The organism is Denitratisoma sp. DHT3 (genome assembly GCF_007833355.1).
In the GTDB taxonomy this organism is placed as follows: Bacteria; Pseudomonadota; Gammaproteobacteria; order Burkholderiales; family Rhodocyclaceae; genus Denitratisoma.
Genome location: NZ_CP020914.1, coordinates 1,554,054 through 1,569,451, shown reverse-complemented (window position 1 = coordinate 1,569,451; position 15,398 = coordinate 1,554,054). Strand labels below are relative to the sequence as shown.

The 15,398-nt window shown below is 57.5% G+C and carries 8 protein-coding genes; 4 read left to right on the top strand and 4 right to left on the bottom strand.

Going from position 1 to position 15,398, the window contains the following annotated elements:
* Nucleotides 1-51 precede the first annotated feature (51 nt).
* Genes B9N43_RS07130 through B9N43_RS07115 form a run of 4 tightly spaced genes read left to right on the top strand, consistent with a single transcriptional unit; the run spans nt 52 to nt 6,899 of the window.
* Nucleotides 52-1,275, top strand: a complete 1,224-nt coding sequence (locus tag B9N43_RS07130; protein ID WP_145841606.1) for an ABC-three component system protein — start codon at nt 52-54, stop codon at nt 1,273-1,275.
* Entirely contained in the window at nt 1,272-1,760 is a 489-nt protein-coding gene (locus B9N43_RS07125) for a three component ABC system middle component (RefSeq protein ID WP_145841605.1), read from the top strand. The genes B9N43_RS07130 and B9N43_RS07125 overlap by 4 nt, the downstream gene beginning before the upstream one ends.
* Nucleotides 1,757-3,718 (top strand): DUF3732 domain-containing protein, encoded by a 1,962-nt coding sequence (locus tag B9N43_RS07120; protein WP_145841604.1) that lies wholly within the window; start codon nt 1,757-1,759, stop codon nt 3,716-3,718. The genes B9N43_RS07125 and B9N43_RS07120 overlap by 4 nt, the downstream gene beginning before the upstream one ends.
* Before the next feature lie 22 nt (nt 3,719-3,740).
* Nucleotides 3,741-6,899 (top strand): TrlF family AAA-like ATPase, encoded by a 3,159-nt coding sequence (locus B9N43_RS07115; protein WP_222428833.1) that lies wholly within the window; start codon nt 3,741-3,743, stop codon nt 6,897-6,899.
* Nucleotides 6,900-6,996: 97 nt separating this feature from the next.
* Here B9N43_RS07115 and B9N43_RS07110 read toward each other — a convergent pair whose 3' ends face one another.
* From B9N43_RS07110 to B9N43_RS07095, 4 genes are all read right to left on the bottom strand, one after another.
* Nucleotides 6,997-8,184: a TIGR02679 family protein gene (locus B9N43_RS07110; protein ID WP_145843478.1), complete on the bottom strand. Its 1,188-nt coding sequence runs from the start codon at nt 8,182-8,184 to the stop codon at nt 6,997-6,999.
* An 83-nt stretch (nt 8,185-8,267) separates the two neighbouring features.
* A complete protein-coding gene (locus B9N43_RS07105) occupies nt 8,268-12,437 on the bottom strand; it encodes a TIGR02680 family protein (RefSeq protein ID WP_145841603.1) in 4,170 nt (1,389 codons plus the stop codon).
* Entirely contained in the window at nt 12,434-13,705 is a 1,272-nt protein-coding gene (locus tag B9N43_RS07100) for a TIGR02678 family protein (RefSeq protein ID WP_222428832.1), read from the bottom strand. Before B9N43_RS07100 ends, B9N43_RS07105 begins: the two co-directional genes overlap by 4 nt.
* Nucleotides 13,702-15,234, bottom strand: a complete 1,533-nt coding sequence (locus B9N43_RS07095; RefSeq protein WP_145841602.1) for a TIGR02677 family protein — start codon at nt 15,232-15,234, stop codon at nt 13,702-13,704. Before B9N43_RS07095 ends, B9N43_RS07100 begins: the two co-directional genes overlap by 4 nt.
* Nucleotides 15,235-15,398: the final 164 nt, after the last annotated feature.

Genomic DNA, 15,398 nt, shown 5'->3' with positions numbered 1-15,398 from the left:
ATGTCACGTCCGACTACTCAGTCGCATAACGATGGACATGGGGACTAGGGCATGGGAGAGGCTTCCACCGATCAGTATTCCGCCGGCGAGCAAGGTCTTGGATACATCTATCAGCCTCGCTTTGCACTGCTGAGGCTCTTGCAGTTGCCAGAGAGCACGTCGGTTTTAATTGAAAAAGACGACGACCTTGACTTCCTTGACAAGGATGGCGTCAAAACACTTGCCTCGCTCAAGCACAAGGGAGTTGGTGATCGTCTGACAGACCTGTCTACGGACTTCTGGAAGTCTGTCCGAATCTGGCTGGCTCGCTATAACCGTGACGGGCGAAGCGAAGCAAGTCTCCGCTTCTTCCTATTTTCGACCGGCACTGTTTCAGATACTTCGTTTTTACGGCACTTCCTGCTTGAACCGCCGGCAGAAAATGATGAGGCTGTGTCCCTGTCACAGATTGCTGCCGATGTCCTTGCCAAGTCGCAATCGAAGCTCGTCGGTGAAATCTCCACCGAATTCCATAAACTCAACGATGACGAGAAGGATGATTTTCTTTCGCGCATCGTGATATTTGATGGCGGACCGCGCATCGACGATGTGCCTTCAATCATCAAAGACCAGCACATGCGCAGCATCCGGCGTGACAACCGCGATGCCATCTTCGAGCGCCTCGAAGGTTGGTGGAATGACACCATCGTCAATCTGTTGGTCGGAAAGCGTACAGACGCAATCTTCGGCTACGAAATCTCGGACAAGCTTTCAGCATTTGCCGAGGAGTACAAATCGGACAACCTCCCAATCACATTCAGAGGGAAGGTGCCCGCAGGGGAAATCGACGCAGACAATGATCCGCGCCTGTTTGTTGTCCAACTGCGAGAAATTGGTATTGCCTCCAACCGCATTCGCAATGCCATATTGGATTACTACCGAGCTTTCGAGCAGCGGTCTTCCTGGGCTCGCCAAAACCTTCTTGTTTCGGGAGAAATGGAAGAATACGAAGACCGTCTTGTTGACGAATGGAGTCGCTACCGGGATGTGGTCTTCGAGGAACTTGATGAGGACAGTGCGGATTCAGTTCTCTTGGAAGCCGGCAAGGCGCTGTATCGATGGGCTGATTTAGAAAGTGGTGACAGCAGCGCACTTCGCATTCGGGAGCGTGTGACCGAGCCTTATGTTGTGCGCGGCGGATTTCATATTCTTGCCAACAGCCGACCGCTTCCAAGAGTCTATTGGCACCCACGGTTCCTTGACCGTGTCGGCCAGTTGTTGGGGGCCGCAGAATGAAAAGATGGGACCAACGACCATTTGAAGTCAAGAATCTTTTCAATCCCGCGTTCTGCGGCTTGGTTCTATTCAGGGCATTGCAAGGCTACGAGGAGGAGAACCCGGATGGCATGCCGTTCTCTCTTGCGCTTTTGGTGTTACCGCTGTGTTTGCAGAAAGACTCTCGCGAAGTGATCGCGGGCAGTTCTCGCAGCTATCTTCTGAAAATCGTCGAAAAAAATCCTCAGTTGCTGGTTGGCTTCGCCGACCGCGCCCGCGATCTGCTGCCGTTTGCGCTCGAAGCTTTTGGCGTGCTGATGGAGCGAGGATGTTTCGTCGTGTCGCAAGATGGCCGGTTGAAGACTGTGCCGAAACGCGTGAGGAAATCCGTGACGGGGACCGATGAGTCCATCTCCTGCCAGCGCGTCGCACGCATTGTTGGAAGAGAATTCGCGCGCATCGCAGACCGCGTGACGGTGTACACAACATTTGGAATACGCCCATGAAAATCAAATCGATTCATATCTACAGTCACGACGGGCAGCGCCGAGATCTTCAATTCAAAGTGGATGGTCTGAACGTCATCACCGGTCGTTCCTCCACCGGAAAATCAGCGCTCTCCGAGATCATCGAATACTGCATGGGGCGTTCAACCTTCAATGTCCCGGAAGGCATCATTCGGGACAAGGTGGCGTGGTTCGCTGTGATCTATCAGTTCCCCCAGGAACAGGTGCTAATCGCAAAGCCCACACCAAACGCTGGTGGTACAAGCTGCAGTACCGCCATGCAGCGAAGGGGAAATCAACTGGCAGTCCCTGACTTTAAGGAATTGGCGGTCAACACCGATGACGATGCGGTGGTCGCGCTGCTGTCGCGGCTGTTGGGCATCCCAGAGAACCGTACCGATGTTGCGATAGAACACAGCCGGGAAAGCTATGACGCGAACGTCAAGCACACGTACTACTACTTATTCCAGAAGCAGGGCATTGTCGCCAACAAAGATCAACTTTTTTATCGTCAAAATGAAGCATTTCAGCCACAGGCGATCCGCGACACATTGCCGATCCTTCTTAGCATTTCTTCCAATGACCGGTACGAGTTGGAAGCCAAGCTGCGCGCGGCGCAGCGAGAGCTGAAGCTCAACGCAAAGCTCCTCGAACAGGCTCGGGATGCCATCGATACATCCCAGCAGAAAGGAATCAGCCTTTTCTCGGAGGCCAAGGTGGTTGGCATCATCACACCGGAGAATCAACAGGCTGGACCGGATGGCGTGATCGACGCCCTGCGTACAGCCCTGCAATGGAAGCCGGCCTCGGTTCCCGACGACGACGGTCAAAGAATATCTCGGCTCGAAGAGGAGATTAGCCAGTTGCGCAAGGACCGGCGAGAGGCCCAATCTAAGGTCGATGCCGCTCGCCAGTTTTCTAAGCGAGCTGGTGGCTTTGAAAGTGAGGCGCTGGAGCAAAAAGATCGACTCGCGTCCATCAAGGCCCTCCCCAAGAACCCTGATACCGGTGAATGGCAGTGGCCATTCTGCGAAGCGAACCTGGCTCTGGAGTCCCCTGTTGCACAAGTGCTCCTCAAAGAACTGGCATCACTCGACAAAGAAATGAGCATTGTCGCGGGCCAACGCCCCAAATTAGAGGCGTACCTTGCCGAGCAGGATGACAAGGTACGCGAGGTCGTGGATGCGATAAAGAATAAGGAAGCGGAATTGTCTGCCGCGATCGCGGCCAACGAAGTGATTGCGCAAATGGGGACGCGCAACAATGCGGCGGCACGGGTTGTCGGTCGCATCAGCTTGTTCTTGGAAAATTTTGTTCCCAATGCGGAGTTGATTGCGCGCGAGGCAGAGCACCGTCGCCTGAAGTTCAAGGTCGAAGAACTTGAGAAAAAAGTCGGTGCCGACGACAGCCACGAACGATTAACTTCAGTTCTGAACAACATCTCTGCGCAGGTGTCTCGGTACATCCAGATTTTCGAGGCGGAGTTCAGCGCCTTCCCTGCACGCTTCGACCTAAATCATCTCACCATCGTTTTCGACCGCCCAGATCGTCCGGTTCCTATGAGCCGAACCGGCGGTGGTGAGAACCATCTAGCCTATCACCTCTCGGCATTGCTGGCACTGCACCTTTTCGCCTCGAAGAATAACTGCCCGATTCCTCAGTTTCTGCTTATCGACCAGCCAACCCAAGTCTATTTCCCTTCGGAGAAGGTCTACCAAGAAGCGGATGGAACTGTTCAGAAAACGGAGGCAGATGCCGATCTGGCAGCAGTCCGTCGCTTGTTCGAGCTATTGCTGAATTTCACACAGAAGGATGTCCCTGGCTTCCAACTCATCGTGACCGAACATGCCAATCTTCGAGACCAATGGTTCCAAGATTCTCTGGTTGAACAGCCATGGACCAAACCGCCTGCACTGGTACCGGAAGACTGGCCCTTGATGTCTCAACCAACTTCTTGATCTGAAAACTGGATGAAGAACCATGACTGACAGTATTCCGAATTCCGTCATTGGCGCCGTATCTTCCGTTCAACGAGAAGATGGAGGAGGAATGAAAAATGAACCGGTCGGCTCAACCTGGAAAAAGTGGGACTTGCATGTCCACACACCATCGTCGATTGTTCACAACTACCCTGGGGCGAACGAAGAGGCTTGGGATGCTTTCCTGCTCGACCTTGAGGCCCTGCCGACGGAATTCAAAGTAATTGGCATCAATGATTACATCTTCATTGACGGCTACGAGCGCGTGCGCAAGGCCAAGCTAGAGCAGGGCCGGCTGAAAAACATCGACCTCGTGCTGCCAGTAATCGAGCTGCGCCTGGACAAGTTTGCCGGGGTGGTCAAGAAGGACAAAGATGGAACTTACTCCCAATCCGGCTGGAACCGCATCAACCTGCACGTCGTCTTCGACGCGCTGGACCCCGAGGTCATTCGGCAGCAATTTCTGGGCTCCCTGGCCCCCAGCTATCAGCTAATTCCCGATTCCACTAATTGGAATGGAAAATGGAAGGGAGTCATAACCCGAGACAGCTTGGCCGAGCTCGGGCAAATGATCATCGACTCGGCGCCACCCGAGAAGAAAGCCGACTACGCACCTCCTCTACAGGAGGGATTCAACAACCTGTGCGTGAGCTTGGAGAAGGTTGTCGAAGCACTTGACCGGCACTATCTCGCAGGAAAATACTTGATCGCAATTGGCAAGACCGAGTGGGACAACCTGAAATGGGACGACCAGTCCATCGCCGAAAAGCGCAACATCATCAACCAAGCCAACTTGGTTTTCACCGCTGCGGCCAACCCCGCCGCCTATGATGCGGCGAGAAAGAAACTTTCGGACTCCAACGTCAAGGCCACGCTGCTCGACTGCTCTGACGCCCACGCCCTGAGCAGCTCTACGGACAAGGATCGCGTCGGCAACTGCTTCACCTGGATCAAAGCCGATCCAACCTTTGACGGACTGGTGCAGGCCATCACCGAATTCGAAGACCGGGTGTTCATCGGAGACACGCCGCCCAAGCGGCTGCTTGTCGAGGCCAATCGCACGAAATACGTGTCCAAAATTCGGGTCAACCGCAAGCCTGGTTCCTCGCTCGCAGACACTTGGTTTGATATTGACATGCCGCTGAGTCACGACTTGGTTGCCATCATCGGTAACAAGGGCAGCGGGAAGAGCGCCATGGCCGACATTGCAGCGCTGGCGGGCGACACCAAAAACTTCAAGAGCTTCTCATTTCTGAACGATAAGCGCTTCAGAAACCCACGAAACAAGCTCGCCCCTCACTTCGTCGGCGCGCTTGGCTGGCACGACGGCACAGAGTCAGAGCGGCATCTCGACCAAGACCCACCCGACACTAGCGTGGAGCGGGTCAAATATCTGCCGCAAAGCTACCTTGAGACGCTGTGCAACGAGCTTGGCGATGGCGGCTCAGCGACGTTTGACACCGAACTGCGCAAGATCATTTACACGCACGTCCCGGAAGAGGCCCGCTTGGGCTACAGCTCCATGGACGAGCTGCTCAATTTCAAAGTCGCCGAGATCGACAGTGCTCGCGAGCAAGTACTCAAAGAAATATCGAAGGCCAACGCCGACATATTGCAAACCGAGCGCCGCCTTACGAATGAGTTCAAGCAGTCCCTTCAAGAGCAGCTCGACGCCAAGGTCGCCGAGTTGACTGCCCTAGAAGGAGCAAAGCCCGCGCAGGTCGAGGATCCCACAGCATCGGACGCAGCCAAGGAAGAGTCCAAGGTTGCGACAGAGAAGATTCAAGCCCTGGAAGACGAACTCAAAAAACTGCGCGACGAGGAAAAGCAGCTCCGAGACAAGAAGGCCACGGAAGCAAAGCGACAAGCCGTCCTGAGCCGGATCACCCAAACCATCGCCAACCACAAAAAAGCCCACGACCAGTTCGCTGCCGAGTTGACCCCGATGCTGGCGGAGGTTGGCGGGGACTTGAAAGCGGACGAGCTGGTGGATTTAAAGATCGACACCACGAAAATTGAAGCGCTCAGCAGGGCGGCGAAAGATTCGATCACGAGCGTCGACGTGGCGCTTACCAACCAAGACCCATTTAGCCTCAACAAGAGGCGCGAAGTGGCCGAGGCTGCCGTTGCCGACATCAAGAGCAAGCTCGGCGAAAAACAGCGCTTGTTCGTCCTCTTCAAAGAGCAGGTTGCGAAGTGGGAGCGAGCCAAGGAAGAACTCGTGGGCAACAAGGAAAAGGCCCAATCAATCGAATGGTTCAAGGCAGAAATCGAGTCGCTGGGCGCCCTTCCAGCCAAGCTCGCGGGGTTGAGGGCCAGCCGTATGGAGCTGGCCAAAAAAGTACACGAGCAGATTGTCAAAACGGTTGAGGAATACCGCCGGCTGTATGAGCCTGTGCAGGAATTCGTCAAGTCAGCTGCCCAGATGGACATGCATCTACCCCTGGATTTCGATGTGCGCATCGAAGAGTCCAACTTCCAAGAGCAGTTTTTCCCGCGAATCAACCGCCAATCTCGTGGCAGCTTTTCTGGTGTGGACGAAAGCAACCAGCTCATGCGCGGGTTGTTGAAGGAGGTCAGTTTTGGGGGCGTGGATTCCACCTTGGAATTTCTCGACACCATCGATGACATGCTCCACTTCGACCGTCGCGAATCAGGCGGTGGCCGCGAAACGAAGATCGCAGACCAGCTCCGGCGTGGCGGCGATCCCCTGGACATCTTCGACTACCTATTCGGTATGAGCTACCTCGCGCCGAGATATTCGCTAACGTTCGACCAGCAGGAAATCAGCCAGCTTTCGCCTGGCGAGCGCGGACTGCTTCTGCTTGTCTTTTACCTCCTGGTGGACAAGGACGACATCCCTATCATCATCGACCAACCGGAAGAGAACCTCGACAACCAGACGATCTTCAAGGTGCTCGTGAAATGCATCAAAGCGGCCAAGCAACGTCGCCAGGTCATCATGGTGACCCACAACCCCAACCTCGCCGTCGTGTGCGACGCCGAGCAGATCATCTGCGCCACATGCGACAAGGCGACGAACACCTTCAACTACATCTCTGGCGGCATCGAGTCGCCAGTGATTAAGGCCAGGGTCGTCGAAATCCTCGAAGGTACCGAACCGGCTTTCAAGAACAGGAAATGGAAGTATGGCTTGTGAGGAGTTCGTCTATGCGGAACGCCTGTTTGAGTGCTTGCCGTCTTTGCCTTCTTCGGCGCCTCGAAAAAGGGCGGCAAAGCAAACACAGCGGCATAGATCATCGTAGATCGTTGACCAGCAGGGATGCCACAGCCTCCTCAGCGATGGCCATCCCACGTGATTGCATCGCCTCAATCAAATCCGGATCCCAAGAAGCAGCAACACCGGTCTCTTCCAAGTCTCGATCTTTAGGCGGCGCTGACTCGATCGCCTGTAAGTAGTCCGCGGCCCCAAAGCGCCAGGGGCTGCATTCGTAGAGCTTCATGACGTTATTAGCGATGTGGATCCCGGCCCAATCAAAGTCGCCGTGATATAGCAGCTTAGCCCCTGAGTCGACCAGCTGTTTTAACAACACCCGCTGAGCGGCGGCAGGCATGCCGTCGGTGCAAACGAGTGGGGCACAGGCTGTGCCTAGTCGATCCGCTGCAATCGAGACGATGTTGGGGTTCTCACAGACATAGATTATCTGATCCGCAACGTCCCAGACAGGCGGGGTTCTCAAGAGCAGACGCAGGGAAAGGTAGCCTGGTTCTCCTTGTGCGGCTAGTGAAGCTGATGGTGTGCGGACTGGCAAATTCAGGAATAGGGCAGGGCGGGCCAACTCGTTGACGAGTACGCCTGATCGAGCCCAGATATCTCGCACCCGCTCAGTTGGTCGAGGAGTGCCATCTGCTTCCTCCGAAGGGGGCTGCTCCTGTTTATCGTTGTTGGCACCATATTGCAATGCTGCCAGCACAACTGTTGCCACTGCTTGTCCATTGTCGAGTGCATGCGCGTTGCCGAGCGTATCGGCAGCGAGTTGGGCGCGTGTCAGACCTTGGGCCGGCAGGCGGCCCATGATCATGTGTGCTTGCCGCAGGAGTTGATGGGCAGTTTGAGGGGATTGTTTGGACACCCGCTTGAGCAGGCCGACGGTTGATGCTCCCTGCAACCACGCGCACAGCGTGGGATGTAGCCCTTGATCGTCCGTGACACGGGACCAACGTGACTGCAGCTCGGCCTTGGCTTCCGCTCGGTTCACGATGGGGCCATCCAGTTTTTCTAAGGCTTCATGAAGCGAGCTGGCCAGACCGGCATCACGCAGTACTGCGTCGAGTCTTGCAATGTCGATTCGGACAGATCGTGTGGAACGGGAAGAGAGACCGATGAGCAGAGCCAAGGCCTCGTGTTCAACAGCGTTTAGGTTGATTAGATGGAGAACAGGTTTTTCCGGGTTGAGTCCATAGCGCTCGAAATGCCGCCTCATCCGCTGCCGCAAGCCAGCAAGCTCAGTGCCCCCTAGCCGTCGGATCAGCCTTGGATCAATACCAGGATCGTTCGCCATATGGGTCATTGCGTAGGAAAGCGGCGGTCCGGGTCGTCTTCTCGCCGCTTGGCTCGACCATCCCAAGCCCAACGGGAGACAAATACCGCATCCACGCCTTCACGACGTTGGAGTTGGCAGATCGATACGCCAGGCAGCTCCGCGTAGCAGGCCCACTCGCGTTCACTGGTGATCACGAAATCCAGGTCGAACTCGCGTATCAGTCCCATGCAATGCGCACGGGCCGCGTCGTCGATGCCTGCAAACGCCTCATCGAGCAGCATCAGGCGAGGCGCGTGCGGACTACCTCCTCGCCCATAGAAGCTGGAAATGGCCGCAAATAGGGGGACGGTCAGACCGAGTGCGCGTTCCCCGCTGGAGGCGGGACCGGAGAGCTTGCGCCATTGGCCGTCCTGATGCCTTTGTACGCTGAATCGATGCCAGCGGCGATAATCCAGCGCCATTGCCAATTGTTCGACCAGGCTTGAACCAGTTATGTCGGAATCTGCACGTGCGCGCTCCGCGGCGATTTGCTGCTGGAGCATCGCACCCACCGCGCTCCGATCTTCTGCCGACCACATGTCAGCACTTCTGTTGAGCAGGCGTTCGCGAGCAACATCAAGACCGGTTGGCGCCCCCTGTTCTGGTGTCAGAGGGAGCCACTGCAGACGGTAGCGTACTCCCGTGGACGTGGGGCGTTTTCGGAGCTCTTCGTTGATTGCTTCCACCTGTTTATCGGCCGCGCGCATCAAGCGCTGAATCTCGGCAGCGATCTCCGCCTGCAAGTGGTTTTCCAGAACTTCCCGCTCTTTGGCGGTAAGCAGTTCACTTCGTTGCGTGATCTCGTCGGCCAGTCGATTGGCGAGGGCATCGGGTCGCTCAGGCCTGTTCAGGTAGGTGACATGGACGGAGAACCCCCAGTCGTTGGGTTCCGAGGTCGCCTGATGCCCCAGCGAGCTGAGTGATCGCTGCAACTCAGTCAGGTCTTCAGCAATTTGCCGTTGAATACGGCTCCATGCAGCCTCGTCGTCAGCAATGTGGGCGAGGGCCTGCTCCGCCCGGCGAGCGAGATTCAGGGCTGGATCAATGGTCCAGGGGATATTCCCGTCCGGAAGCGGAAAATCCGGAAGAGCGGACGCCAGCAAGCTGCTCTCAGTGAATCGCTGCAGACGTTCTATGGCGTGTGCGCGGGTGGCTGTTCGCTCAGTCAGCACTGCATCGGCGCTATCTGCTTGGCTTGCCGCCACCGCACGCTTTTCGCTTGCCGTGGTCAATGCTGACTGGGCGGCTTCCCACGCACCATTAGCAACCGAGACTTCTGCGGACGCAGCTTGCAGCTGCTGACGCAGTGTTTCAACCTTTGCGCCAATCAAGTTCTTTAGTACTTCGTACCGAGCAGCTGATTGCGCTGCGCGCTCGCTGGCAGTGAGGAACGATGCCTCCCGTTCGCTCAAGGTTTCAATAGCCTCTTTCTCGCGCTCCTGTTGCACCTGATAGTCAGGCCAGGCACTGCACCATTCCCGTGTTGCCAGGGCTAGCTGCTGATGCGCGTCGCCGAATCGATCCAGTGCGCCATTGATAGGCAACAAGTCTGCAAGCACCGAGGGCAGTTGAAGGTCAGCGGCATCGCGCTCCAATGTCTCTCGGGCGGACTGAAGTTCCGCTTCAGCGACTCGACATTGGGCATCAGCGGCGTCAAGACGCTGGCGAGCCTGGAGAACCTCCCGCTCTGCACTGGCTGCGGCGAGAATCGCCGCGCGCAGCGGATGTTCGGACGGGGCTCCCTTCCATTCGCGCTCCGCTTCTTGTCTGTCCTGCACAAGGTTCTGGAATTTTTGCTGTAACTCCTCCTGCATGGCTTCGATCTTACCCAGGGAGTCGGCAATTTCGTTGAGACGGCATTGTCGCGCGTTCGCGCGGGCTGTGTGACCGATGAAGACGGCTTGTGGCTTCTGCCAAGCGCCGGCGAGGGCACCCAAGCGGTAACCGCCTTGCTCGCTGATCCACGATTCACTCTCGCCCTGGTCTACCGTCCCGAACGCCACGGTAGTGAGCAAGGACGTAACAAGTGCCGAGGTCACTGCGCTGTCATGAGGTACGACGGGATACAGCGCACTCGCGAGGCTGTTACCAAGGACCGGGGGGCGACGTGCCCATGAGCTGTCAAGCAGTAGTGCACCGTGTTCGTCGGTCAATGCGCCATCGGGAGCCAGCCAGGCGTCCAGCAGGCCTGAGGCTTCGAGTGCAGCCTCCAACCCTGCACGCTGCTTTGCGTCGAGCTCAGATTGAAAGTCAACCAGTCGCCACAATGGAGCCCCAGGGCGTCCATCGCGGACACCTGCTGCCCGCATGGCTGGCGGCGTGGGAACCGCATCGTGGCCGGCAAGCAATCGGTCCCTTTCGGTGCTGAGCTCTGCTCGTTCAGACTGGAGGGTGTTCTGTTGGGTGGTCAACGTCGAGTGCTGACTGGCGTGGTGTTGGGTCGATAGCCGATATGCCTCGTTCAAGGCCTCTTGAATGGGGTTGGCACCTTCCGGGCGAGCAATCCAGTCAACAAGCTGTTCCAGTGGGGCAACAGGGTCAAGGTGCAAACGAGTCAGGCTGGAACAATGGGCGTGCCACGCATCGATCAGTTCGTTGCCAGCACTTTCGGTACTCAGATCGGCCTCAGCGCGGCGTTCTGCCGCATCTTCCAGCTCTGCCTGGCGATCTCGTTGAGAGGCCTGCAGATTGACCAGCGCCTGTTGCTTGACATTTACCGCAGTATGTCGCAGCTCCAGATGACGAATCTCCTCCCTGCGTTTGCTGGTGGCATCGCGTAGCAAAGTTGCCGCTCGTGCGATTTCTGCTGGCGCCAATCGGGGCAGCTCTTCCGGCGCAAGGGCGATTAGTAGGTTGTCCGATAGTGCGGAGCCCGTGGTCGCCATTTCAGCTACTTCGGCGCAGCGAGCGCGTGCTGTCAGGAGCTCAGTCTTGGCCTCCGTGGAGCGTTGGTTTGATCGGCGGCTGCGCTCTTCCTCACGGGTCAGGTGCTGCCGGGCCTGATTACGGAGTGCTTCTGCGGCGTCAGCTTCAGTCTTCCGTTCCTTGGTATCGGTTTCAGCATGACTCAAACGGTTGGCATCTTGATTGGCCGGATCGCTTTGAAGCGTTTCTAGACGAGTCCGGGCAGTGGCCAGAAGTTGTTTTGTCTCTGTGTGATCGTTTTTGGCCTGATCCTCTACGTACTGGGCATCCTTCAAGTCTGCGTGTGCTTTGTTGCGTCCTTCACTTGCGTTGTCGAACCCCGTCTGGGCCTGTCTGAGTTCTCGCGTTTGACGTCGCGTGACCGTGCCTGCGTACGTGCGATAGCGCTGTTCGAAATGTTTGATAGCCCGCTCCAGTGATCGGATCTCTTCCAGCTGAATGCGATCTTCTTCCAGCTGGTTGAGGGCCTCTGCCACATCGCTGAGCAGTTCGGTCGGCATGGGCGGTAGCGCTTCGGTCAGCGCATGCGACAGACCTGCTTCATCCGGCTTCTTTGACAACTGGGGCTGACGTAGCTGGATCAAGGTGTCCATCAGCGCTTCATAGCGCTTAATTCCGAGCTGGAACAGGCGTTCATCGACCGCACGACGGTAGCTGTGAGCGTTCTCGAAAACCTTGCCGCGACCTTGCCCTTCAAGCGCTTCGCGCAACCGCTCCCGGGTGAGAACCATCCTCTGCTCATTGGTAAGCCAGATATCCTGGCCAATGCGGGGACCAGAGTCACTGGGCTCACCCTCAAGGAGGAAGAACCAACTGTCCACCTGTGTTTTTCCTACTGCAGCCGACAGGCCGGCGCCCAGTGTGAGGTAGTGCGTATCACCATCTGCGGTACGGCGACCAAATTCGATCCAGGTGTAGCCGATACGTCGCTGATAGGAACTCATCAGAAGGTTCCAGGCCATCCTTTTGCCGTTGTCACCATCGGGCTCAATGCGGGAAGGCCGCAGTTGGGCATCGAACAGGAAAGGCAAGGTCAGCGAGAGCACCTTGGACTTGCCTGTCCCGTTGTTGCCGCGCAGGAGCAAATGGCCGTCCCTGAACCAGAATTCCTCGCTGTCATAGTGAAAGAGTTCGACCAGGCCTAGCCTCAGCGGCTGCCAGCGCTCCCGCTGGGGTTCGGGGAGGGCTGGGCGATGCGGCAGCTGTGGGTTGAAGAGAGTGTCGGTCATTCGTCAAACAGCGTATCTAGTTGGCCGGGGCGGGATGCCGGTGGGCGTACCTGGGTTTCTCCGAGCGCAAATCTTGCGATGGCAGGGAGGGGGTGAATCCAACCGTCCTCGCGATGGACCAATTGCAGCTTGTAAAGCCTGTCCAGTGCGATGTCGGCCAGTTCCCGTTCCGCCCCGGGCTCTCGCACCGACTTGCGCCAATAGCGGCCATACCGCTCGACGGCTCCACGCAAAAAAGCTGCAATCGCCTCGTCCGTGGTTCCTGCGGATCCGGAATCGAGACGTAGGCGTTGTGCAAGATGTTCGGCCACCAGCAGCGTGGCATGCGCTTCGGTGCCTTCTGCAGGCATCGAGACATCAGTCAACTGACCGGATTCGTCGGTCAGTGCCAGCCCCTCGGCGCGTTGCTCAGCGGTCAAGGCAGCGGCTTCGCATAGACGGCTGGCCATAGTGCCTCGCTGATTGATGAAATACGCTTGCGCATCCGGATCGAGCGAGGCGGTGTAGATCACGGGATCGTCCAGTAGACGTCGAGCAAGGTGGTGGCGCAAGGCGTCACGTCGCCCCTGTTCGCTCTCGACCTGGTGTTCGACGACCAGAGACTGCAGACGATCCTCGAACTCAATGGGCGCATCCTCGGAGCGCCAGGTAGAGGGACCACGCACAGCGGCCAGCATACCGGCCAGCATTCGCCTTTGCACATCGTAAAGAGCGTCGTGCTGTGCTCCATTGCCATCGTGAATGAAGCCCTCTTCCTCTCCTGCTACGCGTTGCAAAACGCCTTGCTCAAGCAAGGTTCTGCAGACAGCGACAAGGTCACGCCGATCTGCGGCAGTGCGAAGCGTGAACTCAAAGCCTCGCGATTGCAGCGTGGTTTCTGAAGCCCACTGCATCACGCGTTCGCCAAGCAGTTGAAGGGTTATCTGCGGGTCAGCGCGTTCCAGCACGGCGCAGGCCAGGCAGAGCAATACATAGCGCCGTTTGTCGTAAGAGGGAATCCCTCGCGTATCGTCGCTGAGGTTGGCAGGGCGTTTGAACAGTCGCGCTCCTTCACGATCCACGTGCAAAGGCCAGCCCGTTTCCCTGGCGAACCAGTCTCTCAACCGTTCGGCTTGGCGCCGTACTGCAGAAAAGTCCTCGTGTCCCGCGGCCATCAAGGGGCGCATCAAAAGGGCACGCAAGCCTCTGCTGAACTCGTCTTGCTGTTGCGCCTTTTGGAGATCCCCAATGCGCTGGCTATCTTTTCCTGGCGCAACGCGAATGTTCACATCGACTCCTGGGTCAGGGAGATTGTGAGCAGGTGGTCGCGACCCGAGAATACGCCGCTTGATGTGGTGATGTGGGCATGACTGTCCACCTCCAAGGGCTTCATCCGTATGTGAAGCAGGCCATCACCTGTCTGGCGCTCCACCATCTGGTCCGGGTGCGCCTGCTCGGCCAGCGCTTCTCCCAGCAGGCTGAGGAACAAGCCAAATGCGTGCGTGTCCAGATCCCCCAGATCAGAGAGCTTGATCGGTTGACCGGTGGCCAGGCGCTGCCGTGCCGCCTCCACCTGGCGCGATTCTTCCGAGAGCTGTTGCGCCATCAACGCCCGATCAGCGCTGCGGTCACGCACCCGGGCCAGCGGGCCACGGGGCGCTGCTTCGCCGTATTCACGCAGGCGCGGGCTGATCTGCAAAGGCGGCGCATCCATCCAGGAGGTGCTCGCTGGAAGATCGTCTTCTGGCTGCGTGTTCAGTGAAAAATGTCGGGCAGGCTGGAGCGCAAAAGCTGCACGCGCAAGGCGGTGCGCTTCGCTCTCGGTTTCGCAGGCCGCAAACCATTGGGCGAGCATCCGAAAGTCCGCCGAACGGTCGCTGCGCCCGCTGCGCCGTTCGTTCATGGCCGCGATGGCGCCCAATAGCTGGGGGATCGCTGCCCGTGCCCGGGCGCGCAGCAGTTCCGCCTGAGGCGGTTCCGCTCCCGTTGACAGGAACCAGCCTTGAAGTCCTTTCCATCGCTCTCGCCATCCTTGCCAGCGACGCATTTTTTCGTCTATCAGGTCTTGGGTATCACCCGGTGCCGCGTCGGTTGCCTCGCGCTCAGCAATCTGCAGAAAAATGTGATCGATGCGGGAGGATAGGTATTGAATGAGCTGGGCAATGGCCTCTGAACGGCGGACCAAATCGCCCATGAACCGCTCAAGGTAGTCGATCAGGCGTCGTTTGTAGGTGATGACCGCATTCGCATCAGCCTGCTGCAGCTCTAGGCTGCGAGCCACGCCGGCCATGAAGGCTTGTGCGTTTTCGGCCAGATCTTCAAAAACGCGGACCAGATCGCGCAACACTTCATGCACCTTGGCAACGTCAGGGCCATTGGGCGACGTGGTGTCGTCAATCAATTGACGCAGAGCAAGAAGGCGGCTGGTAATGTCTTCCAGGGCGACGGTCTGTAGCTCGGCACGACGGTACAAGGTCTGGAAAAAGACCGTCAAACCTGCTTCCACCGCTTCGCCTCCGTGGGAGAGGCGATAGAGAAACCGGGCACGGTAGAAGTCATTCAGCGACGACACGCGCGCAGTGTCGGGCTGGGATTCAAGGTTGCCCCACTCGGCCAGTTGGGCCAGAGCACTGCTAATTTCTTCGAGACGTGGTGGAGAACCGGACCAGTTGGCTTCAGCGAGCACCTCATCAGGCCGCAATTGGAGGCGGTACTGCCGCTTGGCCGCAGCGAATACATCCATGATGCAGCGATAGAGCACGGCTTTCTCCGCGCTCAGGTGCCGAAAAAGTTCTGCTGCCGTATTTGTTGTCAGCACTGGATGTGCTCTCCCTTTGTCCCTCTGGCTATCCAAATCAAATAGTAACCGGAGTAAAGGGATGTCGCCAGGATCGCTCGGCGGGCTCTGGTCGGCCCCTAGCGATTACATGGTGCGAGACGCGAAGGGTCCGGTCTTGCCTCGTGGAGTCGGAGGCGATCTAC